The sequence below is a fragment of the Streptomyces sp. NPDC058045 genome (assembly GCF_042885635.1).
Taxonomy (GTDB): Bacteria; Actinomycetota; Actinomycetes; order Streptomycetales; family Streptomycetaceae; genus Streptomyces.
Map to the genome: position 1 here is coordinate 77,731 of NZ_JBHVRR010000007.1, position 24,784 is coordinate 102,514.

A 24,784-nucleotide genomic window follows, 5' to 3' on the forward strand; every position below is an offset into this window, starting at 1 on the left:
CGGTTCGCGGCCCCGGGGACGGCAGCACATCCCCGGGCGCCCATACTCGGGGCATGAACGTGTACGAGTCGGACCGTGCACCGGCCCGTGCGGCGTGGCCCGAGTTCGACGCCGTGGTGCTGGCCGGTGGGGCGGCCCGGCGGCTCGGCGGTGCCGACAAGCCGGGGCTGCGGGTCGGCGGCCGTTCGCTGCTGGACGGGGTGCTCTCCGCCTGCGCCGAGGCCACCGCCACCGTGGTGGTCGCGGAGCCCCGGCCCACCGCCCGCCCGGTCCGCTGGGCCCGCGAGGATCCACCCGGCGGCGGTCCGCTGGCGGCGCTCGACGCGGGGCTCGCCCGGACCACGGCACCCCTGGTCGCCGTCCTCTCCGCGGACCTGCCGTTCCTCCGCCGCGCCACCGTCCACCGCCTGCTCGAAACGCTGACCGGACCGACGTCCGAAGCCCTCTTCACCGGCGCCCCGCCGGAACGTATCGACGGGGTGCTGCTGGTCGACGGCGAGGGGCGGTGGCAGCCGTTGGTCGCGTGTTACCGGAGTGAGGTGCTCCGGCGGGAACTGGCGCTGCTCGCAGAGGAGAACGGCGGGACGGCCGGGCTGCCGCTGCGCGCCCTGACCCGGCGGCTCGAACTGGCCGCGGTCCCGGACCCGTTGGCCTCGTTCGACTGCGACACCTGGAACGACATCGCCACCGCACGGTCACGTATCAGGGAGCATGAGCACGTGTTGGAAGAATGGATCACCGCAGTCAAGGACGAGCTGGGCATCGATCTGGACGTGGACACCCGCGCCCTGCTCGACCTGGCCAGGGACGCCGCCCACGGTGTGGCGCGGCCGGCCGCCCCACTGACCACCTTCCTGGTGGGCTATGCCGCGGCGCAGCACGGGGGCGGTCCCGAGGCGGTCGCGGAGGCGGCCCGCAAGGCGGCCTCGCTGGCCGTCCGCCGGGGCGAGGAGCAGGCCGCCGCAGAGGCCCAGGACGCAGGCCCCGCCACCGAGTCGACCCCCGACTCGGCAACCGGCTCGGACGACGGATGACCGGCCGAGGTCACTCGCGGGACGCCCCCCGCGCCCCCCACCCGCACGCCCCGCACCGCGAGCACAGCGCCACCCCGTGGGCGGCGGCACGCGATATCGCCGCCCGGGCCGGCCGGGAGCGGGGCGGTGACCGTCCGGTGCGGCGGCTGCCGCTGGACAAGGCGCTCGGCCGGGTGCTCGCCGAACCGCTGGACGCCCTCACCGATCTGCCGCCCTTCGACACCTCCGCGATGGACGGCTGGGCCGTGGCGGGCCCCGGCCCCTGGCAGGTCAGGGACGACAGCCTGCTCGCCGGGCGTACCGACCCGGGGGCGCTGGACGACGGTGAGGCGGTGCGGATCGCCACCGGTGCCCGAGTGCCCGGGGAGGCCACGGCCGTACTGCGGTTGGAGCGGGGCCACCTCGACGAGAAGGGCGGGCTGCACGCCGCCGGGGACACCGGGCCGGGACAGGACATCCGCCCCCGCGGCCAGGAGTGCCGCCGCGGCGACCGGCTGCTGCCCGCGGCGAGCACTGTCACCCCCGCGGTACTGGGCCTCGCCGCCGCGGCCGGTTACGACACCCTGGCCGTCGCCGAGCGGCCCGCCGTACAGGTGCTGGTACTCGGCGACGAGCTGCTCACCTCCGGGCTGCCGCGGGACGGGCTGATCCGCGACGCGCTCGGGCCGCTGCTGCCGCCGTGGCTGCGGGCGCTCGGCGCCGAGGTGTCCTCGGTGCAGCGGCTGGGCGATGACGCGGAGGCGCTGCACAAGGCCGTCGCCACGTCCACGGCCGATCTGCTGGTCACGACCGGCGGCACCGCCTCGGGCCCTGTCGACCATGTCCACCCGACGCTGCACCGGGTGTCCGCCGAGCTGCTGGTGGACGGGGTGGCGGTGCGCCCGGGGCATCCGATGCTGCTGGCGCGGACGCGGCCCGGGCAGTATCTGGTGGGGCTGCCCGGCAATCCGCTGGCCGCCGTCTCCGGGCTGCTGACCCTGGCCGAGCCGCTGCTGCGGGGGCTCAGCGGCCGGGCGGCGGTGGAGTCCTCGCCGGTCGCGGTGGCGGCGGCGGTGCCGGGGCATCCGCAGGACACCCGGCTGGTCCCGGTGGCCCGGCGGGAGGGGAGGGCGGTGCCGCTCCACTTCCATGGACCTGCCATGCTGCGCGGCATCGCCGGGGCCGACGCCCTGGCTGTCGTTCCGGCGGGCGGTGCCGCCCACGGTCAGGAACTGGAGCTCCTTGACCTGCCCTGGGGGCAGGCTTGGGGAACGGGGAGTGTTTCACGTGAAACTGCCTGGTCATGACGTCATCGCCCGTCGAGCCGATGAACGTCTGACCACCCACCGGGTGAAGCTGCCCCGGCGGGAGGTCCAGCGGCCGCTGCGTCAGGTCGTCCGGCGGCTGGCCATGGCCCTGCTGGTCCTCGTCGCCACCGCCTTCATCGTCTACTTCGACCGTGCGGGCTACCACGACGGCGCCGACAAGACGCTCGACCTGCTGGACTCCTTCTACTACGCCACCGTCACCCTCTCCACCACGGGCTATGGAGATGTCACCCCGGTCAGTGACGGTGCGCGGCTCACCAATATCTTGGTGATCACGCCACTGCGCGTGCTCTTTCTGATCATCCTGGTCGGTACCACTCTCGAAGTCCTCACCGAGCGGACCCGCGAGGAGTGGCGGCAGAACCGCTGGAGGTCCACCTTGCGTGACCACACCGTCGTCGTCGGCTTCGGCACCAAGGGCAGGTCCGCCATCAAGACGGTCTGCGCCACGGGCCTGAAGAAGGAACAGGTGGTGGTCGTCGACCCGAGCGCCAAGGCGATCGAGGCGGCCAACGCCGAGGGCTACGCCGGTGTCGTGGGCGACGCCACCCGCAGCGATGTACTGGTCCGGGGCGAGGTGCAGCGCGCCCGCCAGATCATCATCGCCACCCAGCGCGACGACACCGCCGTCCTGGTCGCGCTCACCGCGCGCCAGCTCAACCGTGGCGCCAAGATCGTGGCCGCGGTCCGCGAGGAGGAGAACGCGCCGCTGCTACGGCAGTCCGGTGCCGACGCGGTGATCACCAGCGCCAGCGCCGCGGGCCGCCTGCTCGGGCTGTCCTGTCTGAGCCCCAGTGCCGGCATGGTGATGGAGGATCTGATCCAGCAGGGCAGCGGCCTCGACCTGGTCGAACGCCCGGTGATAAAGGCCGAGGTCGGCCTCGGCGTCCGGGAGACCGAGGATCTGGTCGTCAGCGTGATCCGCGGCCACCGGGTCCTCGGCTACGACGATTCCGCCGTCGGCACACTCCAGTTGACGGACCGTCTCATCACCATCGTGCGCGCCACCCCCGCCACCCAGGTCGCCCCCGACACCCGCCCCCTGCGCCAGGACTGAGCCTTCCGCCCGGGGTGCGATCCGGGTCCCCGGTGCGCCGCCGCCCGGTCCGTCGGCCGGTGAACGAACGGTTCCGACCCGGCGCGGCGGCCGCGCACCGAGGTAGCGTCACTTTTATGTATGCAATCACGATCCCCGAACCAGGCGGACCCGAGGCGCTTGTCTGGGCCGAGGTCCCCGACGCCGTGCCCGGCGAGGGCGAGGTCCTCGTCGAGGTGGCGGCCAGCGCCGTCAACCGCGCCGACGTACTCCAGCGGCAGGGCCACTACAACCCGCCGCCCGGCGCCTCCCCCTACCCCGGCCTGGAGTGCTCCGGCCGGATCGCCGCACTGGGCGCCGGGGTCTCCGGCTGGACGGTGGGCGACGAGGTCTGCGCCCTGCTCTCCGGCGGCGGCTACGCGGAGAAGGTGGCGGTACCGGCGGGCCAACTGCTGCCCGTACCGGACGGCGTCGACCTGGCGCAGGCCGCGTCGCTGCCGGAGGTGACCTGCACGGTCTGGTCCAACGTCTTCATGGTGGCCCATCTGCGCCCCGGCGAGACCCTGTTGGTGCACGGCGGGGCCAGCGGTATCGGCACCATGGCGATCCAGCTCGCCAAGGTGGTCGGGGCCAGGGTCGCCGTCACCGCGGGCAGCGAGGAGAAGCTGGAGCGGTGCGCGGAGCTCGGCGCGGACATCCTGATCAACTACCGCGACGCCGACTTCGTCACCGAGATCAAGGAGGCCACCGGTGGTGCCGGGGCCGATGTGATCCTGGACATCATGGGCGCCAAGTACCTGGAGCGGAACGTGAAGGCGCTCGCCGTCAACGGGCGGCTGGCCGTGATCGGTCTCCAGGGCGGCGTCAAGGGCGAGTTGAACCTCGGGCTGCTGCTCTCCAAGCGGGCCGCGGTCACCGCGACCTCGCTGCGGGGCCGGCCCGACTCGGAGAAGGCGGCCATCGTGGCGGCTGTCCGCGAGCATGTCTGGCCGCTGGTCGCCTCGGGCCAGGTCCGCCCGATCGTCGACCGCACCCTGCCCATGAGCGAGGCCCCCGCCGCCCACCGGGTCATCGAGGAGAGCAGCCACGTGGGCAAGATCCTCCTCACCCGCTGAGTACGGGGGTGGGCCAGGCAGCCGGGGCGGGCGGCCGTCCCGGCACGGCCCGCCCTCGTCGGAGTAGTCCGGGCGTGGAGCGGATGCCGGGGTGGGGGAGGCGTGTGAGGCTGGCGGTGTCGCCTTGGTGCGGTCCGCCGGACCGCCGCGCGCCGGGCCGTGCCGCGGACCGGTTCCGTCTCGGGAGGGGGCCATCCCCGTGACTCGTCGGCTCAGGCTCAGCAGGCTCGGTGCCGCCGGAGTGCCCTGGCTGCTGGCCGTACTGCTCTGGCAGGGAGGCCCCGCGTATGCGGCGGATCCCGAGCCTTCGGCCGGGTCCTCCCGGGCCGGCAGCCTGCCCGGCGAGGGCCGGGTACGCCCCGGCCGCCCCGACGACCCCACCGCCCGCCCGGACCCCCACCCGTCCCCCGCCCGCACCGAGAGCAGCCCGGACCCGCGGGACCCGGCCGCCTCCACCAGCCCCACCCCGGACCCCGGCCACCACCGGGGCGACGGGCACGGGCACGGCACCGGCAAGGACGGTACGCCCACCGCCTCCCCGCGTCCCTCGGACTCCGCCGCCCCCTCGCACCGCCCGCACCGGCACCGCTCCACCGAGCACCAGGCACCCGACCCCGATACCGACCCGGACCCCGATACCGACACCGAGCCCTCCGGCTCCGGGGATGGCGGTGGTGGGTGGGGCGGTGACGACGAGGCCGCGTCCAGTGCCCCCGCTGTCAGCCCGCGGCCCTCGGTGCAGGGGACCCGGGACCATGCGAACAGTGCGGGGCGGCCGGTCGCCGGGAAGGGGGCGCCGGCCGCGTTCCAGCCGCTGCCGCTGGGTACCGGCCTGGTCCTGATCGGCCTCGGTCTCGCGTTCCTGGCCGTCCGCCTCCGCCGCGGCCCCTGACCTCCTGCGGTGCCCCGGCGGCCGGGGCCGCCGGGTGGGTGAGTGACAATGGCGGCATGGAGATGCCGAGGAACGACAGGTCGCAGGAGAACCCGAAGGTGCTGGTCGTGGGCCAGGACGGGATGGCGCTCGGCGGCGGAGACGACGAGGACTCCCGTGAGATCCCGGTGACCGATCAGGTGGAGCAGCCCGCCAAGGTCATGCGCATCGGCAGCATGATCAAGCAACTGCTGGAAGAGGTCCGGGTGGCGCCACTGGACGAGGCCAGCCGGCAGCGTCTGAAGGAGATCCACGCCAGCTCGGTGAAGGAACTGGAGGACGGCCTGGCGCCGGAGCTGGTGGAGGAGCTGGAGCGGCTCTCGTTGCCGTTCACCGACGAGACCACGCCCAGCGACGCCGAACTGCGCATCGCCCAGGCCCAGTTGGTGGGCTGGCTGGAGGGCCTCTTCCACGGCATCCAGACCACGCTGTTCGCCCAGCAGATGGCGGCGCGGGCCCAACTGGAGCAGATGCGGCGGGCGTTGCCGCCCGGCGTCGGCGGCGAGGACGCCGAGGAGGGCCACCCGACCGGCCGCACCGGAGGCCCGTACCTCTAGCCGCTGCCGAGGCGGGAGCCCCTACCGCGGCGAAGGCCCCGTGCCGACCGGAACTCCGGTTCGGTGCGGGGCCTTTCGCGGGTGGAGCGGGTGCGTGAGGCAGGCGGTCAGGAGGTGGCCGGGTCGCCGGTGGAGACGTTCAGCTGGATGCTCGGCGGGTTCTGGCGGTCGAAGTCGGTGGTGGGCTTGGGGAACTGGTCCGTCACGGTGTCCTGGCCCCAGGTGTTCTCGTTGACCTTCTTGATGTCGTAGTTCCAACCCGCCGCCTGCAGACAGGCCTTGACCGACTTGATGTTCTTGAAGATGAAGTTCGGCATCTGGTACTTCTTCTCGTCGTTGTACGACTTGTCCGGATCCGTGCACTTCTCCGCGTCGATGGTGCGGGCCTCGTCGGGGCCCTTGTGCCCGGCCACCGGGGCGGGCTTGGCGGGCTTGTCGTCGCCCTGGTTGACGAGGTAGATGGTGACGCCGCCGCCGATGAGCACCAGGGCCGTCACGATGGAGCCGACGATCAGCGGCATCCGGCTCTTGCCCGGGGCGCCATGGCCGCCGCCCTGCGGCGAGATGGTGTACGGCGGCGGAGTCGCCGGGGTCTGCGGGGCGTACGGCGCCGGGGTCTGGTAGCCGCCCGACTGCGGGTAGCCGTAGCCCGGGGTGGGCGCGGGGGTGGGGGCGCCGCCGTAGGGGCCGGGCTGGTACGGCGTCTGCACACCGTTCGCCGGGGGCTGGGCGCCGTTCTGGTCGACGGGCGGGAAGACGGTGGAGCCGACGCCCGAGCCGCTGCCGGTCTGCGCCCCGGGCACGATGCTGGGCGCGGCGATCTGCAGGGACTGCGCCACCCGCAGGCACTCGTCGCGCATGGCCTCGGCGCTGGGGAAGCGCTCGTTGGGGTTCTTCTTCAGGGCGCGGGCGACCAGCGCGTCCACCGCGGGCGGCAGCGCCCGGTTGATGCTGGAGGGCGCGACCGGCTCCTCCTGGACGTGCGCGTAGGCGATGGCCAGCGGGGAGTCCGCGTCGAACGGGAGCCGCCCGGTGACCAGTTGGAAGAGCATGATGCCGACCGAGTACAGGTCGGAGCGGGCGTCCACACCGCGGCCGAGGGCCTGCTCGGGCGAGAGGTACTGGGGGGTGCCGACGACCATGCCGGTCTGGGTCATGGAGGTGACGCCGGACTGCATGGCGCGGGCGATGCCGAAGTCCATCACCTTGACCACGCCGCGCTTGGTCATCATGACGTTGCCCGGCTTGATGTCGCGGTGGACCAGGCCCATCTCATGGCTGATCTCCAGCGCCGCCAGCACATCCGCGGTGATCTTCAGCGCCTTGTCGGCGGGCATCGCGCCATGGGTCTGGATGTCCTGGTCGAGCACGGAGCCCAGCGGGCGGCCCTCGACGTACTCCATGACGATGTAGGGGGTGGCGCCGATGCCTTCGAGCTCGTCCTCGCCGGTGTCGAAGACGGAGACGATGTTGGTGTGGGTGAGTTTCGCCACGGACTGGGCCTCGCGGCGGAAGCGCTCGCGGAAGGCCTGCTCGCGGCCCAGCTCGGTGTGCAGGGTCTTGATCGCCACCTGGCGGTCGAGTACGGCGTCGTACGCGAGGTGGACCGAGGCCATGCCGCCCTCGCCCAGCAGGTCCCTGAGCTGGTAGCGCCCGCCGGCCACGGAGCGCCCTGCGTACCGGCCCTGTGCGCCGTCCTGGCTCATCTTCTGCGTCCCCCATCGGCGGCACGGGCGGTTGCACAACCCGCATTCCTGGTGATCGACCCTGTCATTCCCGGCCAAGTCTGCCCGAGGCCGATCTGAGGTCAAGCTCGGTGCCCGTTCCGTGACCGTACGGACAACAAGCGTCGCGGAAGCGTTACCGGGTCTGTACGGATGGTGGGTGGGATTTGCACGTGTCCCCGGGCAGCGGGTTTGATGGCCGGTCCGCCTCGCACCGGCGACCGGAAGCCGGTGCTTCGGACCGGGCCGGTGCGCCACATGGAGCCTGTAGCGTGGGCGTGGATACCGGGTGACCTTTACGACCACCGCGCGGGCCTCTCGCCGGTGCAGGCAGAGACGACGGCGAGGACCGATGGCACAGACGCAGCGCGCTCAGGGCCCGTCCGACCCCGAGGCGACTGGCGGCGGGATGTCGGACGGGCCGGAGCTCTGGGGCAACGGCGGTCTCGTCGGCGACGGCCGTTACCGCCTGACCCGCCGTCTGGGCCGCGGTGGTATGGCGGAGGTCTTCGCCGCCGAGGACGTACGGCTGGGGCGGACCGTCGCGGTGAAGCTGCTGCGGGCCGATCTCGCCGAGGACCCGGTCTCCAAGGCCCGTTTCACCCGCGAGGCACAGTCCGTGGCGGGGCTCAACCACCATGCGGTGGTGGCGGTCTACGACTCCGGTGAGGACTTCGTCGCGGGGAACACCGTCCCCTATATCGTCATGGAGCTGGTCGAGGGCCGCACCATCCGCGATCTGCTGCTGAACGCGGAGGCGCCCGGCCCCGAGCAGGCGCTGATCATCGTCTCCGGGGTGCTGGAGGCGCTGGCGTACTCGCACCAGCACGGCATCGTGCACCGCGACATCAAGCCCGCCAACGTGATCATCACGCAGACCGGTGCGGTCAAGGTGATGGACTTCGGCATCGCCCGCGCCCTGCACGGCGCGCAGTCCACCATGACGCAGACCGGCATGGTGATGGGCACCCCCCAGTACCTCTCCCCCGAGCAGGCCCTCGGCAAGGCCGTCGACCACCGCTCCGACCTCTACGCCACGGGCTGCCTGCTGTACGAACTCCTCGCGCTGCGCCCGCCGTTCACCGGTGAAACGCCGCTGTCGGTGGTGTACCAGCATGTGCAGGACCAGCCGGTGCCGCCCTCCGAGGCGCTGCCCGAGGTGCCGCCGGAGCTGGACGGGCTGGTGATGCGCTCGCTGGCGAAGGACCCCGACGACCGCTTCCAGACCGCGGAGGAGATGCGCGGCCTGGTCCAGTACGCCCTCCAGATGCTCTACGACCAGGGCGGCCACACCGGCACCTGGAGCACCGGCCAGATCGACGGGCACCAGGGCGGCTCCACCCCGGCGATGGGCATGGCCGCCGCCGGGGCCCGGCCGCACCCGGGGGAGTCCGGCACCACGCAGCAGCCGCTGCTGCCGCAGGGCCACCGGGACGACGGCGGCTTCGACGGCGGCGGGAACCGCGGCGGCTCCGGCCGGGGCAAGATGTGGCTGCTGGCGATGCTCGCGGTGATCGCGGTCGTGGTGGGCGCCGCCTTCGCGTTGCAGAACCTGGGCTCGGACCAGAAGACGGACGGCACCAAGCAGTCGCCGACGCCGACGCACTCGAAGACCAAGGACAAGCCGAGCGACTCCACCGGCGAGCAGACGCCCGACCAGACCACCGACCCCGGTACCGGCACCGGCGACGAGGGCGACTGGACCCCGCCGCAGGACTCCACCGACGGCGGGCAGACCCAGCCGACGACGCAGCCCACCTCTCCCCCCGGCAAGCCCACCGACACCGCGCCCACCACCCCGCCGACCGACGGCACCAGCACCGGCCAGCAGAACGGCGGCACCTCCACCGGGAACGCGGGCGGTGGCAACGACGGCGGTACCGGTGACGGGGGCGCGGCCGACGGCGGCAACACCGGCCAGCAGAACGCGGGCGGCACCTCCACCGGAAACGCCGGCGGCGGTACCGCCAACGACGGCGGGGCCGCGGCCGGGGGTCCCGACGGGGGCGGCAGCGCGGGCTGACCGTCCGCCCGGCGCCGCGTCCCCGGGAGGGTCAGGCGATCGGGCCGCCGCCCGCCGCGTGCACCGTGGCGAACTGCGGCGTGATCCGCAGATAGACCGCCTCATAGCGCTCGCCGTCCAGGAACTCCGGGGCGGGCCCGAAGCGCAGCAACTGGGACTCGGTCGGCGAGGCCGCCTCGCACATCCCGACGCACTGCACCGACCACGCCCCGCTCACCGGGGCGGCGGAGGCGGCACCGAGATTGTCCGCGCCGTACGCCACCACGCTGCCGATGCACGCCAGGTGGTAGCCGTAGCCGCGGTGCAGCCGCAGCACGATGCCGTCGTCGGTCACGATGTGCCGGGCCGAGGCCATACAGGGCAGGGCCCGCATACTGGTGGCGATGCTGCCGTAGCCGGTCCGGCCGAGCAGGTCCAGGGCGAGCGCGGTGTCGTGGTGGGTTTCGCTGCGCGGGCCGGCCCCGGAGTCGCGTTCGTCGATCGGCATGACGGCCAGTCTTCGCCACCGGCGGGCCACCGCAGAAGAGGAGCAGGCCCCCAGACCGCGGGACGTTGGTCCTGATTCGGCGCCCGATTCATCACGGTCTGTGACAGGGGTGGGCGGGGCGGCGGTCAGCGCTTCTCGGCCTGCATCCGCGCCACATAGGCCGCGGCCTGCGAGCGGCGCTCCATACCGAGCTTGGCGAGCAGGCTGGAGACGTAGTTCTTGATGGTCTTCTCGGCGAGGTGCAGGCGCTCGCCGATGGCCCGGTTGGTGAGGCCCTCGCCGATCAGATCGAGGATCCGGCGCTCCTGCTCGGTCAGTTGGGCGAGGCGGGTGTCACCCTGACCGGTGGCGCCGGAGCGCAGCCGCTCCAGTACGCGGGCGGTCGCCACCGGGTCGAGGAGCGACCTGCCCGCGGCCACGTCCCGGACCGCGGAGAGCAGTTCCTCGCCGCGGATCGCCTTGAGGACATAGCCGGAGGCGCCCGCCATGATCGCGTCGAAGAGCGCCTCGTCGTCCGCGTACGAGGTGAGCATCAGGCACTTGACGTGCTCGTCGGTGGAGCGGATCTCGCGGCAGACCTCCACGCCGCTGCCGTCGGGGAGCCGTACGTCGAGCACCGCCACATCGGGGTGGGCGGCGGGGATACGGGCCAGGGCCTCGGCGGCGGTGCCGGCTTCGCCGACCACTTCGATGTCCGTTTCGCCGGCCAGCAGTTCATGGACTCCGCGTCGCACGACTTCATGGTCATCGACGAGGAACACCCTGATTTCGGCTGTTTCCGGCACTCCATCAGTGTCACACACGATCTCTTCCGCTGCCCGGGGTGACCGGGATAACGTGCCGGTGTTCCGGCCTCCTGCAAGGCTGTGACCAGCGCCACTGCCGGCAGTCGGGGAGCCCGCCGCGATTTACTTGGAAATCCAATAAAAATCGCAGGTCAGGTGAGGTTTCACGGATGTGGCGGGCACTGGGTAACGTGCTGTTGCAGGGCGCTCGCCGGGGCACCTGTCACGCCTGTTCCCGGCTGCGTCGCACCCCACCCCGTGCGCGGGCACGGAACGGGCGAACCGCTCTCCCGGGCTCAGAAGGGACCTGGGAGAACCGAGTTCCCGGCGGACCCCGGGGGCCGGACCGACGGAGGAGCACACGTGACCGTGGAGAGCACTGCCGCGCGCAAGCCGCGTAAGCGCACCGGTGCGAAGGACCCGACAGGCAAGGCGAAGGGCGCAGCGCCCGACCTGGTGCAGTTGCTGACCCCCGAGGGCAAGCGGACCAGGCCGCGCACCGGCCGGAACGCCGAGTTCGCCGCCTACGTCTCCGACATCACCCCCGAGGACCTGCGCGGGCTCTACCGCGACATGGTGCTCACCCGGCGCTTCGACGCGGAGGCGACCTCCCTCCAGCGGCAGGGCGAACTGGGCCTGTGGGCCTCGCTGCTGGGCCAGGAGGCCGCGCAGATCGGCTCCGGCCGTGCCACCCGCGACGACGACTACGTCTTCCCGACCTACCGCGAGCACGGTGTGGCCTGGTGCCGCGGGGTGGACCCGACGAACCTGCTGGGCATGTTCCGCGGGGTCAACAACGGCGGCTGGGACCCCAACAGCAACAACTTCCACCTGTACACCATCGTGATCGGCTCCCAGGCGCTGCACGCCACCGGCTACGCGATGGGCGTCGCCAAGGACGGCGCCGACGCGGCCGTGATCGCCTACTTCGGGGACGGCGCCTCCAGCCAGGGCGATGTGGCCGAGGCCTTCACCTTCTCCGCCGTGTACAACGCGCCGGTCGTCTTCTTCTGCCAGAACAACCAGTGGGCGATCTCCGAGCCCACCGAGAAGCAGACCCGGGTCCCGCTCTACCAGCGCGCCCAGGGCTTCGGCTTCCCCGGCGTCCGCGTCGACGGCAACGACGTACTGGCCTGTCTGGCGGTGACCCGGTGGGCGCTGGAGCGGGCGCGCAACGGTGAAGGCCCCACGCTGGTCGAGGCGTTCACCTACCGGATGGGCGCGCACACCACCTCCGACGACCCGACCAAGTACCGCGCCGACGAGGAGCGCGAGGCCTGGGAGGCGAAGGACCCCATCGCGCGGCTCCGCGCCCACCTGGAGTCCCAGGGCCACGCCGACGAAGCGTTCTTCGCGGAACTCGACACCGAGTCCGAGACGTTGGGCAGGCGGGTGCGCGACGCGGTACGGGCCATGCCCGACCCGGACCGCTACGCCATCTTCGAGAACGTCTACGCGGACGGGCACGCCCTCGTGGACGAGGAGCGCGCTCAATTCGCCGCTTACCAGGCGTCGTTCGCCGACGACCAGGCCGACAAGGAGGTCGTCTGACCATGGCACCCACCAAGCTTCCGCTGGCGAGGGCGATCAACGCGTCCCTGCGTACGGCGATGGAGAACGACCCCAAGGTCCTGGTCATGGGCGAGGATGTGGGGCGGCTCGGCGGCGTGTTCCGGGTGACGGACGGGCTGCAGAAGGACTTCGGCGAGGGCCGGGTGATCGACACCCCGCTCGCCGAGTCCGGGATCGTGGGCACGGCCATCGGTCTGGCGCTGCGCGGGTACCGGCCGGTGGCGGAGATCCAGTTCGACGGTTTCGTCTTCCCGGCGTACGACCAGATCGTGACGCAGCTCGCGAAGATGCACGCACGGGCGCTGGGCAAGATCAAGCTGCCGGTCGTGATCCGCATTCCGTACGGCGGCGGCATCGGCGCGGTGGAGCACCACTCGGAGTCGCCGGAGGCGCTGTTCGCGCATGTCGCGGGCCTGAAGGTGGTCTCGCCCTCGAACGCCTCGGACGCCTACTGGATGCTTCAGCAGGCCATCCAGAGCGATGACCCGGTGATCTTCTTCGAGCCGAAGCGGCGCTACTGGGACAAGGCCGAGGTCGACACGGACGCCATCCCCGGCCCGCTGCACACCGCGCGCGTGGTGCGGGCGGGAAGCGATCTGACGCTGGCCGCGTACGGGCCGATGGTGAAGGTGTGCCTGGAGGCGGCGGCCGCGGCCGAGGAGGAGGGCCGCTCGCTGGAGGTGCTGGATCTGCGGTCGATGTCGCCGATCGACTTCGACACCGTGCAGTCCTCCGTGGAGCGCACCCGGCGGCTGGTCGTGGTGCACGAGGCACCGGTCTTCCTCGGTACCGGCGCGGAGATCGCCGCCCGGATCACCGAGCGCTGCTTCTACCACCTGGAGGCGCCCGTACTGCGGGTCGGCGGCTACCACGCCCCGTACCCGCCGGCGCGCCTGGAGGACGAGTACCTGCCCGGCCTCGACCGGGTACTCGACGCCGTCGACCGCTCGCTGGCGTACTGAGAAGGGGAGGGTCGTGACGACGATGACGGAGGCCTCCGTGCGTGAGTTCAGGATGCCCGACGTGGGCGAGGGGCTCACCGAGGCCGAGATCCTCACCTGGTACGTCAAGCCCGGTGACACGGTCACCGACGGGCAGGTGGTGTGCGAGGTGGAGACCGCGAAGGCCGCGGTCGAGCTGCCGATCCCGTTCGACGGGGTGGTGCACGAGCTGCGCTACCCGGAGGGTGCCACGGTCGACGTGGGCCAGGTGATCATCACCGTGGACGTGGTCGGTGACGCACCGCCCGTCCCGGCGGAGGCCCCGGCCACCGCCCCCGCCGAGGTTCCGGCTCCCGCGCCCGCCGAGGCGGCGGAGCCGGAGGGGCGCCAGCCGGTCCTGGTCGGGTACGGGGTGGCGCAGTCCTCGACCCGGCGCCGTCCGCGCAAGCCGGCCGCCGGGGTCAACGGACACGGTACGACGGCGCCCGCCGCCCCGGCCGCGCCCTCGGCCCCGGCCGCGCCCTCGGCTCCGGCCGCGCCTCCGGCTCCGGCGGCCGCTCCGGCTCCCACCGAGGGGGGCCGGCCGCTGGCCAAGCCGCCGGTGCGGAAGCTCGCCAAGGACCTGGGGGTGGACCTCGCGGTAGTGGTGCCCACCGGCCGCGACGGGGTGATCACCCGCGAGGACGTCCACGCGGCGGCGGCCCCCGCGCTCGCCGAAGCCGTGGCCCCGGCGCCCGCGGCAGTGCCCGTGGCGCCGCCCGTGGCGCAGGCTCCCGCCCCCGTGGCGGCCGCCGAGGCCGGTGCGCGGGAGACCCGGGTGCCGATCAAGGGCGTGCGGAAGGCGACCGCGGCGGCGATGGTGGGGTCGGCGTTCACCGCGCCGCATGTCACCGAGTTCGTCACGGTGGACGTCACCCGCACCATGAAGCTGGTCGAACGCCTGCGCAAGGACCCGGAGTTCAGCGGGGTGCGGGTCAATCCGCTGCTGATCGTCGCCAAGGCGCTGCTGGTGGCGATCCGGCGGCATCCGGAGATCAACGCGGCCTGGGACGAGGCCCGCCAGGAGATCGTGGTCAAGCACTATGTGAACCTGGGCATCGCCGCCGCCACCCCGCGCGGACTGCTGGTGCCGAACATCAAGGACGCGGACCGGCAGACCCTGCCCCAACTGGCGGCCTCACTGGGCGAGTTGGTGTCCACGGCACGGGAGGGCAAGACCTCGCCCGGTGCCATGCAGGGCGGCACGGTCACCATCACCAACGTCGGCGTCTTCGGCGTCGACACCGGTACCCCGATCCTCAATCCGGGGGAGTCCTCGATCCTCGCCGTCGGCTCGATCAAGCTCCAGCCCTGGGTGCACAAGGGCAAGGTCAAGCCCCGGCAGGTCACCACCCTCGCCCTCTCCTTCGACCACCGGCTGGTCGACGGTGAGCTGGGCTCCAAGGTCCTGGCGGACATCGCGGCCGTACTGGAGCAGCCCCAGCGGCTGTTCACCTGGTCCTGACGCAGGCTCCGGCTTCGGGCGTATCCGGCCCCCGCACTCCACCCGGAGTGCGGGGGCCGTCCCGTATCGCGGACGGGACAGCGGATGCACCTCTCTTGTATCTATGCTGTGCGCATGTCCTCCCCGGTGTCCGCCTCACCCTCTGCCTCGCCCGCACTTCCCGCCCCCGCCGCCGACAAGCAGCCGCCCGCCGCCGACCGCGTCTACCAGCACATCAAGCAGGGCGTGCTGGATCGCAGCTACGAGGGCGGCACCCTCCTCACCGAGGGCGAGCTGGCCGCCGCGGTGGGCGTCTCCCGCACCCCCGTACGGGAGGCGCTGCTGCGGCTTGAGGTGGAGGGGCTGATCCGGCTCTACCCGAAGAAGGGCGCGCTGGTGCTGCCGGTCTCCGCGCAGGAGATCCGGGACGTGGTGGAGACCCGCAGACTGGTCGAGACGCACGCCGCCCGCAAAGCGGTGCCCGCGCCGCCCCAACTGCTGGCCAGGCTGGCCGAGTTGCTGGCACAGCAGCGCGACCAGGCCGCCGCGGGCGATCTCACCGGCGCCGCCGTCACCGACCGCTGCTTCCACGCCGAGATCGTCCGGCACGGCGGCAACGAGATCCTCTCCCGCCTCTACGACCAGTTGCGCGACCGGCAGTTGAGAATGGGCGTCGCCGTGATGCACGCCCACCCGGAGCGCGTCACCAGGAACATCGGCGAACACGAGGAGATCCTCGCCGCCCTGCGCGACGGGGACGCCGAGGCGGCCGTGGCCGTGGTCGACCGGCATGTGGGCCGGGTGCTCCAGCTCGCCCGGGGCGAGGCCCGATGAGCACCGGGGACTCCGTCCCGTCCACCCGTCTGCTGCCCGGCGATCCGCCCGGCGGCGCCCGCGCGATCGGCGTCTGGTCGATCGGGGTCGCCGTCTACTTCACCGCGGTCACCTTCCGCACCTCGCTCGGCGTGGCCGGACTGGACGCCGCCGACCGCTTCCATGTCAACGCCTCCGCCCTGTCCACCTTCTCCATCCTCCAACTGCTGGTCTACGCGGGGATGCAGATACCGGTGGGCCTCCTCGTCGACCGGCTCGGCACCAAGAGGGTGCTGACCATCGGCGCCGTACTGTTCACCCTCGGCCAGCTCGGCTTCGCCCTCGCACCCTCGTACGGGACGGCGCTAGCCTCGCGGGCGATGCTGGGGTGCGGGGACGCGATGACCTTCATCAGTGTGCTGCGGCTCGGCACCCGCTGGTTCCCGGCCCGGCGCGGGCCGCTGGTGGCGCAGTTCGCCGGGCTGGTGGGGATGGCGGGCAATCTGGTCTCCACCCTGGTCATCGCCCGGCTGCTGCACGGCGTCGGCTGGACCACCGCGTTCGCCGGCAGCTCCCTGGCCGGGGGCGTCGTCCTGGTGCTGACGCTGCTCTTCCTCAAGGACCACCCGGAGGGCTTCGCGCCCGCGCCGCCGTCCCGGTCGGGCGGGGGCCGGCCCCGTGCGCGCGGGCTCATCGCCGCGTCCTGGCGGGAGCCCGGCACCCGGCTCGGTATGTGGACCCACTTCACCACCCAGTTCCCCGCGATGGTCTTCCTGCTGCTGTGGGGGATACCGTTCCTGGTCGAGGCCCAGGGCCTGTCGCGCTCCACCGCGGGCGGGCTGCTGACCCTGGTGGTCGTCTCCAACATGGTGATCGGCCTGGCCTACGGGCAGCTCGTGGCCCGGCACCAGGCGGCCCGGCTGCCGCTGGCACTGGGCACGGTCGGCGGGACGGCGGCACTGTGGGCGCTCACCCTGGCCTGGCCGGGAGACCACGCGCCGATGGGGCTGCTGGTCGTGCTCTGCGCGGTGCTCGGCGCCTGCGGCCCCGCCTCGATGATCGGCTTCGACTTCGCCCGCCCGGCCAACCCGCCGGAGCGTCAGGGCACCGCCTCCGGCATCGTCAACATGGGCGGTTTCACCGCCTCGATGACGACGCTGCTCGCCATCGGCGTCCTGCTGGACGCGACCGGCGACGACTACCGCCTCGCCTTCTGCGCGGTGTTCGTACTGGAGGCGCTGGGCCTGAGCCAGATGCTCCGGCTCCGCCACCGCGCCGCCGCCCGCGAGCGGGACCACCTGGTGACCAGCCGCGTCACCTCGGTCCACGTCCCGGTCTGAGGCTCCGGCGAGGGCGCGGGCGCGTGGCCTCGGGCGGGCCGGGTCGGGGGCGGCCCGCCCGCAGCGGATGGACGTGGCCGGTCGAACTGCTAGGGCGTGACGGGCAGTTCGCGGAGGATGGCCGCGGCGAGGGCGTCGTCGCCCTCCGCCTTCACCCGGTCCGCGACGGCCTGCGGGGTGACCCGGCCGCAGGCGAGGCGGACGAAGGTCTCCCAGTCCATGCCGAGGGTGACCAGGGGGCCCAGGGAGGGCGCGCCGTCCACCGAGCCGCGTCCCTCGGCGTTCACCCGCACCGTGCGCAGGAACTCGATCGGGCCGTGTACATCGAAGACCACCGCGCAGTTGGCGGGCGCCGCGGCCTTCTTGGCGACGACCATGGGCAGCGCCTCCACCAGGCGGTCACGCGCCACGTACGCGCCGGGGGAGTCGAGATTGCCGGGCGCGCGCAGTGCCGCGCGCAGGTCCTGCTCATGCACCCAGATGTCGAACGCCCGCCTCCGCATGGCCTGTTCAAGGGTCTCCTCGGCGCCCCGCGGGCCGCGTACCACGGTGTCCGGCTGCCGTGACTCGTTCCGCAACTGCCGGTTCCGCCGGATCACCGTGTACTCCAGCTCGGACGTCATCTCCGGCGCCGTGTGGTGGCGCCGCACGTCGACCTGGACCTCCTGGTAGCGCTGCGCCTCGTTCTGCACATGGTGCAGGTCGCGGGGGAGGGTGTGGATGGGCCGCGGATCGCCCAGCATCTCGCAGTCCACACCGATCACATGGGAGACGATGTCCCGCACCGACCAGCCGGGGCACGGCGTCTGCTGGTTCCACTCCCCCTCCGTGAGCGGCCCCACTAGCTCGGATATCGCCTCTACGGAATGGCTCCAGGCGTCGGCGTAGGTCTGAAGGCTGGGATGGAGAGTCACAGATCCCCTCGGGCGGAGTGTGCGTGCGGCGGGTGGACGGTGGGGTGCGGGGATTCCCCCGCATGGACAGTACGCTGACTGCAGGTATCCCTGCAGTCCTTTCGTGTGACGATCGTAGGTCGGTTTCCAAGGCTTCAGAGCCAGGACGGTGGTATCGTGCGCGCCTCCCTGATCCAGATCGACGTGAACGACGACGAGACCACCGAGGCACGCCGCCGCAGAACGGCCGCTCTGGTACGCGAGCAGTCCGCCGCCGACCTGGTCGTACTCCCCGAGTTGTGGACCACCGGCGCCTTCGCCTACGCGGACTTCGGCACCGAGGCGGAGGAGTTGCACGGCCCCACCCGCACCGCGATGGCCGAGGCCGCGCGGGACGCCGGGGTCTGGCTGCACGCCGGTTCCGTCCCGGAACGCGCACCGGCGCCCGGCGGCCGTACCCGTCTCTACAACACCTCGCTGGTCTTCTCCCCCGACGGCCGTCTCGCCGCCAGCTACCGCAAGATCCACCGCTTCGGCTTCGACAAGGGCGAGGCGGTCCTGATGAGCGCCGGGAGCGAACTGGTCACCGCCGACCTGCCGGACACCACCATCGGCCTCGCCACCTGCTACGACCTGCGCTTCCCCGAACTCTTCCGGGGCCTGGTGGACGCCGGGGCCGAGGTGCTGGTGGTACCCGCGGGCTGGCCGGAGCGGCGCCGCGCCCACTGGTCCCTGCTGGCCCGCGCCCGCGCCGTGGAGAACCAGGCGTATGTACTGGCCTGCGGCACCGCGGGCAGCCACGCCGGGGTGGCGCAGGCCGGCCACAGTGTGGTCGTCGACCCCTGGGGCGAGGTGCTGGCGGAGGCGGGCGCCGGGGAGTGCGTGCTCACCGCCGACTTCGATCCGGCGCGGGTGGCCGGGACACGGGAGCAGTTCCCCGCCCTCAAGGACCGCGTCCTCGGCCTCCCCACGCCGGGCTAGCCGCTCAACCACCCTCCGGGCGGCCCGCGTTCAGTGTTCCTCCCGCTCCTTCTCCGACATATGGATCACGGCCACCGCGACCGCGACCAGCAGCGCCGGATCGGCGTCGTCGCGCACGATCTCCACGCCGTAGGTGTCCCGCACATGCAGCCAGCGGCGGGAGATGTCGGCGAGCAGTTCGCCGTCGTACTCGACGGCGAACTCGCGGTCCATGATCTTGCCGCTGACGTCGAGTTCGCTGCCGTCGGCCAGGTCCACCCGGAAGTGGTTGCGGAGCAGGGAGAGGAACTTGCGGTGGATCTTGGCGAGCGGTTCGCCGTCCCGCTCCAGGGTCATGGTCTCGCGCAGCGCCAGCATCTTCTGCCGGATGCGCACCAGCACAGTGCCGTCGAGATCCTTCAGCTCGAAGGTGTCCCGCAGGCGCATCGCCTTGCCGTCGACGAGGAAGACCTTGCGGCCGTGCTCGTCCTCGATCCAGTAGTCGTCGCCGATGCCCAGGATCCGGTCCCGTACGAGGAGTTTCATACCCGGCATCCTCCCCCACCGCCGCCCACGGGCGCCGCAGGACCGGATGGCACCCTGGAGGAATGGACGACACCGCCCCCGCCCCCGAGCCCCGCACTCCCCGGGTCCGCGCCCCCGAGCTGACCGGCCGGGGCGGCTGGCTCAACACCGGCGGCCGCGACCTCACCCTGGCCGACCTGCGCGGCCGCGTCGTGGTCCTCGACTTCTGGACCTTCTGCTGCGTCAACTGCCTCCATGTCCTGGACGAACTGCGGGAGTTGGAGGAGAAGCACCGGGACACCGTGGTGATCGTCGGGGTGCACTCGCCGAAGTTCGCGCATGAGGCGGAGCACACGGCGGTGGTGGACGCGGTCGAGCGGTACGGCGTGGAGCACCCGGTGCTGGACGATCCGGAGCTGGCCACCTGGAAGCAGTACGCGGTACGGGCCTGGCCCACGCTGGTGGTGGTCGACCCGGAGGGGTATGTGGTCGCCCAGCACGCCGGTGAGGGTCATGCGCACGCCATCGAGCGGCTGGTGGCCCGGCTGGAGGAGGAGCACACCGCGAAGGGCACCCTGCGCCGCGGCGCGGGCCCCTATGTGCCGCCGGAGCCGGTCGCCGGTGAACTCCGCTTCCCCGGCAAGGCGTTGCTGCTGCCGTCGGGGAATCTGCTGGTCTCCGACACCACCCGGCACCAGGTGGTGGAGCTGGCGGCGGACGGGGAGAGCGTGCTGCGGCGGATCGGTTCCGGCAGTCGCGGCCTCACCGACGGGCCGCCCGGCACCGCCGCGTTCAACGAACCCCAGGGCCTGGCCCTGCTGGACGAGGCGACGGTGGTCGTCGCGGACACCGTCAACCACGCGCTGCGCCGTCTCGACCTCGCCACCGGTGTGGTCGCCACCCTGGCCGGCACCGGCCGCCAGTGGTGGCAGGGCGCCCCCACCGAGGGCCCGGCCCGCGAGATCGCGCTGTCCTCCCCGTGGGATGTGGCGCTCTTCGGCGGCCGGGTGTGGATCGCGATGGCGGGTGTCCACCAGTTGTGGACGTACGACCCGGTGGCGGGCACGGTGGCGGTGGCGGCCGGTACCACCAACGAGGGGCTGGTGGACGGCCCGGGACACGAGGCCTGGTTCGCGCAGCCCTCGGGTCTCGCCGCGGCCGGGGACCGGCTGTGGGTGGCGGACTCGGAGACCTCGGCGCTGCGCTGGGTGGACCCGGAGGGCGTGGTGCACACCGCGGTCGGCACCGGCCTCTTCGACTTCGGCCACCGCGACGGGCCCGCCGAACAGGCCCTGCTCCAGCACCCGTTGGGCGTGACCGCGCTACCGGACGGCTCGGTCGCGGTCTGCGACACCTACAACCACGCGCTGCGCCGCTTCGACCCGGCGACCGGTGAGCTGACCACGCTCGCCACCGATCTGCGGGAGCCCTCGGACGCGGTGGTCGCGGGTGCGGACGTGGTGGTCGTCGAGTCGGCCCGGCACCGGCTGACCCGGCTGCGGCTGCCCGAGGAGGCGGTGCGCGTGGAGGGCGTGGCGCACCGTACGCGGCGGGCGGCGACCGAGGTGGCCGTGGGCCGGCTCCGGCTGGAGGTGGTGTTCCAGGCGCCCGCGGGCCAGAAGCTGGACACCTCCCTCGGCCCCGCCACCCGGCTGCTGGTCTCGGCGACCCCGCCGGAGCTGCTGCTCGCGGGGGAGGGCGCCGGTACCGAGCTGGCCCGCACCCTGGAGCTGGACCCGGCGGTGCCGGAGGGGGTGCTGCATGTCTCGGCCATGGCCGCGTCCTGCGACGACGACCCGGACAAGGTGTACCCGGCCTGCCATGTGCACCAGCAGGACTGGGGGGTGCCGGTCCGGCAGTCCCCGGCCGGGGTGGCGCGCCTGCCGTTGGTACTGGCCGGGCTCGACACCCAGTAGGCCGGTCAACTCCTGGCCGGTCAGGGCCGGTTGGGCCGGTACGCGGCTCAGTCGCGGAGGAACGCGGTCAGGGCGTTGGCCAGCAGATAGGGGTCTTCCGCCGCGCACAGCTCGCGGGCGCTGTGCATGGAGAGGATGGCGACGCCGATGTCGACGGTGCGGATGCCGTGCCGGGCGGCGGTGATGGGGCCGATGGTGGTCCCGCAGGGCATCGCGTTGTTCGACACGAAGGACTGGAACGGCACTCCGGCCCGCTCGCAGGCCGCGGCGAACACGGCGCGGCCCGAACCGTCCGTCGCATAGCGGTTGTTGACGTTGACCTTGAGGATGGGGCCGCCGCCCGCCCGGGGGTGGTGGGTGGGGTCGTGCCGCTCGGCGTAGTTGGGGTGGACGGCGTGGCCGGTGTCGGAGGAGAGGCAGATGGTGCCGGCGAAGGCGCGGGCCCGGTCCTCGTAGCCACCGCCGCGGGCGATGACGGAGCGCTCCAGCACCGTGCCGAGCAGCGGCCCGTCCGCGCCGGTGTCGGACTGGGAGCCGTTCTCCTCGTGGTCGAAGGCGGCCAGGACCGGGATGTACGGCAGCTCGTCGTCGGCGGCAGCGGCGGTGAGCGCGGCGGTCCCGGCGTGCACCGAGAGGAGGTTGTCCATCCGGGGGCCGGCGAGCAGCTCGCGGTCCCGGCCGAGGTAGGCCGGCGGCTCCACGGAGTGCACCATCAGGTCCCAGCCGGTGACCTCGCCGGCGGGCAGCCCCTCCTGCTCCTCCAGGAAGCGGATCAACTCGCCCTCGTGCGGCTCGCCGAGACCCCAGACGGGCTGGAGGTGGCGCTGCTTGTCCAGCTTGAGGCCCTCGGTGCTGACGCTGCGGTCGAGGTGGATGGCGAGCTGCGGGACGCGCAGCAGCGGCCGGTCGACGTTGACCAGGCGGGTGGTGCCGTCGCGGAGGCTGAGGCGGCCGGCGAGGCCCAGGTCCCGGTCGAGCCAGGAGTTCAGCAGGGGGCCGCCGTAGATCTCCACGGCGACCTGGCGCCAGCCGTGCGCCCCGGCGTCGGGCAGCGGTTTGACGCGGAGGTTGGGCGAGTCGGTGTGGGCGCCGACGATCCGGAACGGGGTGTGGGGGGTGGCGTTCTCCGGCACGTACCAGGCGATGAGGGCGCCGCCGCGGAGCACGTACCGGCCGCCGGTGCCGCCGTCCCAGGAGTCGGTCTCGGTGAGCTGCCGGAATCCGGCCTTCTCCAGCCGTGCGCCGGCACCGGCCACCGCGTGGTAGGGCGTGGGGCTCGCCGCCAGGAACGACATCAGGTCGTCGGTGTGGCCGAGGCCGAAGGGGGCGCCCGCGGGGGGACCGGAGGTGCGGGAGGTATCGCTCATGGTTCTCACTTTAACTATGTGCACCGACAGCCGAGGGCCCGCTCCCGAGGATGGGAGCGGGCCTTGACAGATGGGCCCGGGACCGGTGCGGATCCCGGTCCGCGGTGGGCTCAGAAGGCGTCTTCCGGCAGGTCCATCAGGTCCAGGTCGATGCCTTCGGCCACCTGCCGCTGGACGGCGACGTTCGGCAGGATCGTGGTGGCGAAGAACTTCGCCGCGGCGATCTTGCCCTGGTAGAACGCCCGGTCCCTGGCGCCGGCGGTCTCCAGCTTCCCGATGGCCACCGCGGCCCCGCGCAGCAGCAGGTACGCCACCACGACATCACCGGAGGCGAGCAGCAGGCGGGTGGTGTTGAGGCCCACCTTGTAGATGTTCCTGGTGTCCTGCTCGGTGGCCGTGAGGTCGGTGAGCATGGCGCCGACGATGGCTTCGAGGTCGACCGCCGCCTTGGCCAACTGCTCGCGGGCGGCGGCCAGTTCCTCACCGCCGGTGGCCAGCGCCAGGAACTTCTTGATGTCCTCGGAGAGGGTGTTCAGCGCCTGGCCCTGGTTGCGGACGATCTTCCGGAAGAAGAAGTCCTGGCCCTGGATCGCGGTGGTGCCCTCGTAGAGGGTGTCGATCTTGGCGTCCCGGATGTACTGCTCGATCGGGTACTCCTGGAGGAAGCCGGAGCCGCCGATCGTCTGCAGGCACTGGGCGAGCTGCTCGTAGCCCTTCTCGGAGCCGTAGCCCTTCACGATGGGCAGCAGCAGGTCGTTCAGGGCGTGCAGGGCGGAGGTGTCCTCGCCCGCGGCCTCCTTGACGGCGATGTCGTCCTGGACGGCGGCGGTGTGCAGCACCAGGGCCCGCATCCCCTCCGCGTACGCCTTCTGCGTCATCAGCGAGCGGCGTACGTCGGGGTGGTGGGTGATGGTGACCTTGGGCGCGGTCTTGTCCATGAAGTCCGCCAGGTCGGGGCCCTGGACGCGCTCCTTGGCGTACTCCAGGACGTTGAGGTAGCCGCTGGAGAGGGTGGAGATGGCCTTGGTGCCGACCATCATGCGGGCCATCTCGATGATGCGGAACATCTGGCGGATGCCGTCGTGCTTGTCGCCGATCAGCCAGCCCTTGGCGGGGTGCCGGTCGCCGAAGGTCATCTCGCAGGTGTTGGAGACCTTGAGGCCCATCTTGTGCTCGACGTTGGTGGCGTAGACGCCGTTGCGCTCCCCGAGTTCACCGGTCTCGGGGTCGAACTCGTACTTGGGCACCAGGAAGAGGGAGAGGCCCTTGGTGCCGGGGCCGGCGCCCTCGGGGCGGGCGAGGACGTAGTGGAGGATGTTCTCCGCCAGGTCGTGCTCGCCCGAGGTGATGAAGCGCTTGACGCCCTCGATGTGCCAGGAGCCGTCCGCCTGCTGCACGGCCCTGGTGCGGCTGGCGCCGACGTCGGAGCCGGCGTCCGGCTCGGTGAGGACCATGGTGGAGCCCCACTGCCGCTCGACGGAGAGCGCGGCGGTCTTCTTCTGCTGCTCGTTGCCCTCCTGGAAGAGGATGCGGGCGAAGGCCGAGCCCGAGGCGTACATCCAGATCGCCGGGTTGGCGCCGAGGACCAGCTCGGCGTAGCCCCAGAGCAGGCTGGGCGGCGCGGGGGTGCCGCCGACCTCCTCGGGCAGACCAAGCCGCCAGTACTCGGAGTCCATGAAGGCGCGGTAGCTCTTCTTGAACGACGCGGGGACCGGCGCGGTGCTGGTCTCCGGGTCGAAGACCGGCGGGTTGCGGTCCGAGTCGGCGTAGGACTCGGCGAGTTCGTTCTCGGCGAGGCGGTTCAGCTCGGCGAGGACGCTCTTGGCGGTCTCGGTGTCCATCTCCGTGAACGGGCCGCTGCCGTACAGCTTGTCGCGGCCGAGCACCTCGAAGAGGTTGAACTCGATGTCGCGGAGATTCGACTTGTAGTGGCCCATGGCAACGGCTCCGTAAATCAGCAAGCTACTGGTTCGTC

Annotated in this window: 20 protein-coding genes and 1 pseudogene; 14 read left to right on the forward strand and 7 right to left on the reverse strand. The window is 72.4% G+C overall.

Translation table 11 applies throughout. The features are described from left to right. The first annotated feature begins 53 nt into the window (after window positions 1-53). From ACFVST_RS06830 to ACFVST_RS06855, 6 genes and pseudogenes are all read left to right on the forward strand, one after another. Window positions 54-1,034, forward strand: coding sequence for an NTP transferase domain-containing protein (locus ACFVST_RS06830; RefSeq protein ID WP_390147579.1), 981 nt, complete (start codon window positions 54-56; stop codon window positions 1,032-1,034). A 17-nt stretch (window positions 1,035-1,051) separates the two neighbouring features. Next, window positions 1,052-2,304, forward strand: a pseudogene (locus ACFVST_RS06835) (molybdopterin molybdotransferase MoeA); the annotation flags it as partial. Next, on the forward strand, window positions 2,292-3,398 hold the full coding sequence (locus tag ACFVST_RS06840) for a potassium channel family protein (protein WP_390147581.1): 1,107 nt from the start codon (window positions 2,292-2,294) through the stop codon (window positions 3,396-3,398). The pseudogene ACFVST_RS06835 and the gene ACFVST_RS06840, both read left to right, overlap by 13 nt. A gap of 116 nt (window positions 3,399-3,514) precedes the next feature. Then, a complete protein-coding gene (locus tag ACFVST_RS06845; RefSeq protein ID WP_390147582.1) occupies window positions 3,515-4,492 on the forward strand; it encodes an NAD(P)H-quinone oxidoreductase in 978 nt (325 codons plus the stop codon). A gap of 199 nt (window positions 4,493-4,691) precedes the next feature. Further along, the gene (locus ACFVST_RS06850; RefSeq protein ID WP_390147584.1) at window positions 4,692-5,384 is read left to right on the forward strand and encodes a hypothetical protein; all 693 of its coding nucleotides are present in this window, start codon (window positions 4,692-4,694) and stop codon (window positions 5,382-5,384) included. Window positions 5,385-5,440: 56 nt separating this feature from the next. Further along, complete coding sequence (locus ACFVST_RS06855) at window positions 5,441-5,980, forward strand: bacterial proteasome activator family protein (protein ID WP_390147586.1); 540 nt, start codon at window positions 5,441-5,443, stop codon at window positions 5,978-5,980. A gap of 107 nt (window positions 5,981-6,087) precedes the next feature. On the opposite strand, the gene ACFVST_RS06860 is transcribed toward ACFVST_RS06855, so the two are convergent. After that, window positions 6,088-7,686, reverse strand: coding sequence for a protein kinase (locus tag ACFVST_RS06860; protein ID WP_390147588.1), 1,599 nt, complete (start codon window positions 7,684-7,686; stop codon window positions 6,088-6,090). Between the two features lie 370 nt (window positions 7,687-8,056). Between ACFVST_RS06860 and ACFVST_RS06865 the strand changes: the two genes are divergently transcribed. Continuing rightward, complete coding sequence (locus ACFVST_RS06865; protein WP_390147591.1) at window positions 8,057-9,727, forward strand: protein kinase; 1,671 nt, start codon at window positions 8,057-8,059, stop codon at window positions 9,725-9,727. 31 nt (window positions 9,728-9,758) lie between these two features. Here the strand turns inward: ACFVST_RS06865 and ACFVST_RS06870 are convergent, their stop codons facing one another. Both ACFVST_RS06870 and ACFVST_RS06875 read right to left on the reverse strand, forming a co-directional pair. After that, a complete protein-coding gene (locus tag ACFVST_RS06870) occupies window positions 9,759-10,214 on the reverse strand; it encodes a pyridoxamine 5'-phosphate oxidase family protein (RefSeq protein WP_390147592.1) in 456 nt (151 codons plus the stop codon). Between the two features lie 125 nt (window positions 10,215-10,339). After that, window positions 10,340-10,999: a response regulator gene (locus ACFVST_RS06875; RefSeq protein WP_390147594.1), complete on the reverse strand. Its 660-nt coding sequence runs from the start codon at window positions 10,997-10,999 to the stop codon at window positions 10,340-10,342. Between the two features lie 363 nt (window positions 11,000-11,362). Between ACFVST_RS06875 and pdhA the strand changes: the two genes are divergently transcribed. The 5 genes from pdhA to ACFVST_RS06900 all read left to right on the forward strand — a co-directional run bounded on the left by pdhA (window position 11,363) and on the right by ACFVST_RS06900 (window position 17,148). Then, window positions 11,363-12,550, forward strand: coding sequence for a pyruvate dehydrogenase (acetyl-transferring) E1 component subunit alpha (pdhA, locus tag ACFVST_RS06880; RefSeq protein WP_390147596.1), 1,188 nt, complete (start codon window positions 11,363-11,365; stop codon window positions 12,548-12,550). A gap of 2 nt (window positions 12,551-12,552) precedes the next feature. Beyond that, on the forward strand, window positions 12,553-13,533 hold the full coding sequence (locus ACFVST_RS06885) for an alpha-ketoacid dehydrogenase subunit beta (RefSeq protein ID WP_390147598.1): 981 nt from the start codon (window positions 12,553-12,555) through the stop codon (window positions 13,531-13,533). A gap of 13 nt (window positions 13,534-13,546) precedes the next feature. Continuing rightward, window positions 13,547-15,016, forward strand: coding sequence for a dihydrolipoamide acetyltransferase family protein (locus ACFVST_RS06890; RefSeq protein WP_390147600.1), 1,470 nt, complete (start codon window positions 13,547-13,549; stop codon window positions 15,014-15,016). A gap of 114 nt (window positions 15,017-15,130) precedes the next feature. Further along, window positions 15,131-15,829, forward strand: coding sequence for a GntR family transcriptional regulator (locus ACFVST_RS06895; RefSeq protein ID WP_390147602.1), 699 nt, complete (start codon window positions 15,131-15,133; stop codon window positions 15,827-15,829). After that, a complete protein-coding gene (locus ACFVST_RS06900) occupies window positions 15,826-17,148 on the forward strand; it encodes a nitrate/nitrite transporter (RefSeq protein ID WP_390147604.1) in 1,323 nt (440 codons plus the stop codon). Before ACFVST_RS06895 ends, ACFVST_RS06900 begins: the two co-directional genes overlap by 4 nt. Window positions 17,149-17,237: 89 nt before the next feature. On the opposite strand, the gene ACFVST_RS06905 is transcribed toward ACFVST_RS06900, so the two are convergent. Then, complete coding sequence (locus ACFVST_RS06905) at window positions 17,238-18,062, reverse strand: maleylpyruvate isomerase family mycothiol-dependent enzyme (protein ID WP_390147606.1); 825 nt, start codon at window positions 18,060-18,062, stop codon at window positions 17,238-17,240. Window positions 18,063-18,218: 156 nt separating this feature from the next. Between ACFVST_RS06905 and ACFVST_RS06910 the strand changes: the two genes are divergently transcribed. Continuing rightward, window positions 18,219-19,022 (forward strand): carbon-nitrogen family hydrolase, encoded by an 804-nt coding sequence (locus ACFVST_RS06910; protein WP_390147608.1) that lies wholly within the window; start codon window positions 18,219-18,221, stop codon window positions 19,020-19,022. Window positions 19,023-19,052: 30 nt separating this feature from the next. On the opposite strand, the gene ACFVST_RS06915 is transcribed toward ACFVST_RS06910, so the two are convergent. Then, window positions 19,053-19,547, reverse strand: coding sequence for an LURP-one-related/scramblase family protein (locus ACFVST_RS06915; RefSeq protein WP_390147610.1), 495 nt, complete (start codon window positions 19,545-19,547; stop codon window positions 19,053-19,055). A gap of 62 nt (window positions 19,548-19,609) precedes the next feature. On the opposite strand from ACFVST_RS06915, the gene ACFVST_RS06920 reads away from it, so the two are divergent. Next, window positions 19,610-21,442: an NHL domain-containing thioredoxin family protein gene (locus tag ACFVST_RS06920; protein ID WP_390147612.1), complete on the forward strand. Its 1,833-nt coding sequence runs from the start codon at window positions 19,610-19,612 to the stop codon at window positions 21,440-21,442. A gap of 47 nt (window positions 21,443-21,489) precedes the next feature. On the opposite strand, the gene ACFVST_RS06925 is transcribed toward ACFVST_RS06920, so the two are convergent. Both ACFVST_RS06925 and ACFVST_RS06930 read right to left on the reverse strand, forming a co-directional pair. Continuing rightward, complete coding sequence (locus tag ACFVST_RS06925) at window positions 21,490-22,809, reverse strand: M18 family aminopeptidase (protein ID WP_390147614.1); 1,320 nt, start codon at window positions 22,807-22,809, stop codon at window positions 21,490-21,492. A gap of 110 nt (window positions 22,810-22,919) precedes the next feature. Next, the gene (locus ACFVST_RS06930) at window positions 22,920-24,746 is read right to left on the reverse strand and encodes an acyl-CoA dehydrogenase (RefSeq protein ID WP_390147616.1); all 1,827 of its coding nucleotides are present in this window, start codon (window positions 24,744-24,746) and stop codon (window positions 22,920-22,922) included. Window positions 24,747-24,784 lie beyond the last annotated feature (38 nt).

Excerpts from the sequence above, each read along its gene's own strand:
- ACFVST_RS06830 (WP_390147579.1), top strand. The coding sequence starts at position 54 with ATGAACGTGTACGAGTCGGACCGTGCACCGGCCCGTGCGGCGTGGCCC.
- ACFVST_RS06845 (WP_390147582.1), top strand. The coding sequence starts at position 3,515 with ATGTATGCAATCACGATCCCCGAACCAGGCGGACCCGAGGCGCTTGTC.
- ACFVST_RS06855 (WP_390147586.1), top strand. The coding sequence starts at position 5,441 with ATGGAGATGCCGAGGAACGACAGGTCGCAGGAGAACCCGAAGGTGCTG.
- ACFVST_RS06860 (WP_390147588.1), bottom strand. The coding sequence starts at position 7,686 with ATGAGCCAGGACGGCGCACAGGGCCGGTACGCAGGGCGCTCCGTGGCC.
- ACFVST_RS06865 (WP_390147591.1), top strand. The coding sequence starts at position 8,057 with ATGGCACAGACGCAGCGCGCTCAGGGCCCGTCCGACCCCGAGGCGACT.
- ACFVST_RS06870 (WP_390147592.1), bottom strand. The coding sequence starts at position 10,214 with ATGCCGATCGACGAACGCGACTCCGGGGCCGGCCCGCGCAGCGAAACC.
- ACFVST_RS06885 (WP_390147598.1), top strand. The coding sequence starts at position 12,553 with ATGGCACCCACCAAGCTTCCGCTGGCGAGGGCGATCAACGCGTCCCTG.
- ACFVST_RS06895 (WP_390147602.1), top strand. The coding sequence starts at position 15,131 with ATGTCCTCCCCGGTGTCCGCCTCACCCTCTGCCTCGCCCGCACTTCCC.
- ACFVST_RS06900 (WP_390147604.1), top strand. The coding sequence starts at position 15,826 with ATGAGCACCGGGGACTCCGTCCCGTCCACCCGTCTGCTGCCCGGCGAT.
- ACFVST_RS06915 (WP_390147610.1), bottom strand. The coding sequence starts at position 19,547 with ATGAAACTCCTCGTACGGGACCGGATCCTGGGCATCGGCGACGACTAC.
- ACFVST_RS06920 (WP_390147612.1), top strand. The coding sequence starts at position 19,610 with ATGGACGACACCGCCCCCGCCCCCGAGCCCCGCACTCCCCGGGTCCGC.
- ACFVST_RS06925 (WP_390147614.1), bottom strand. The coding sequence starts at position 22,809 with ATGAGCGATACCTCCCGCACCTCCGGTCCCCCCGCGGGCGCCCCCTTC.
- ACFVST_RS06930 (WP_390147616.1), bottom strand. The coding sequence starts at position 24,746 with ATGGGCCACTACAAGTCGAATCTCCGCGACATCGAGTTCAACCTCTTC.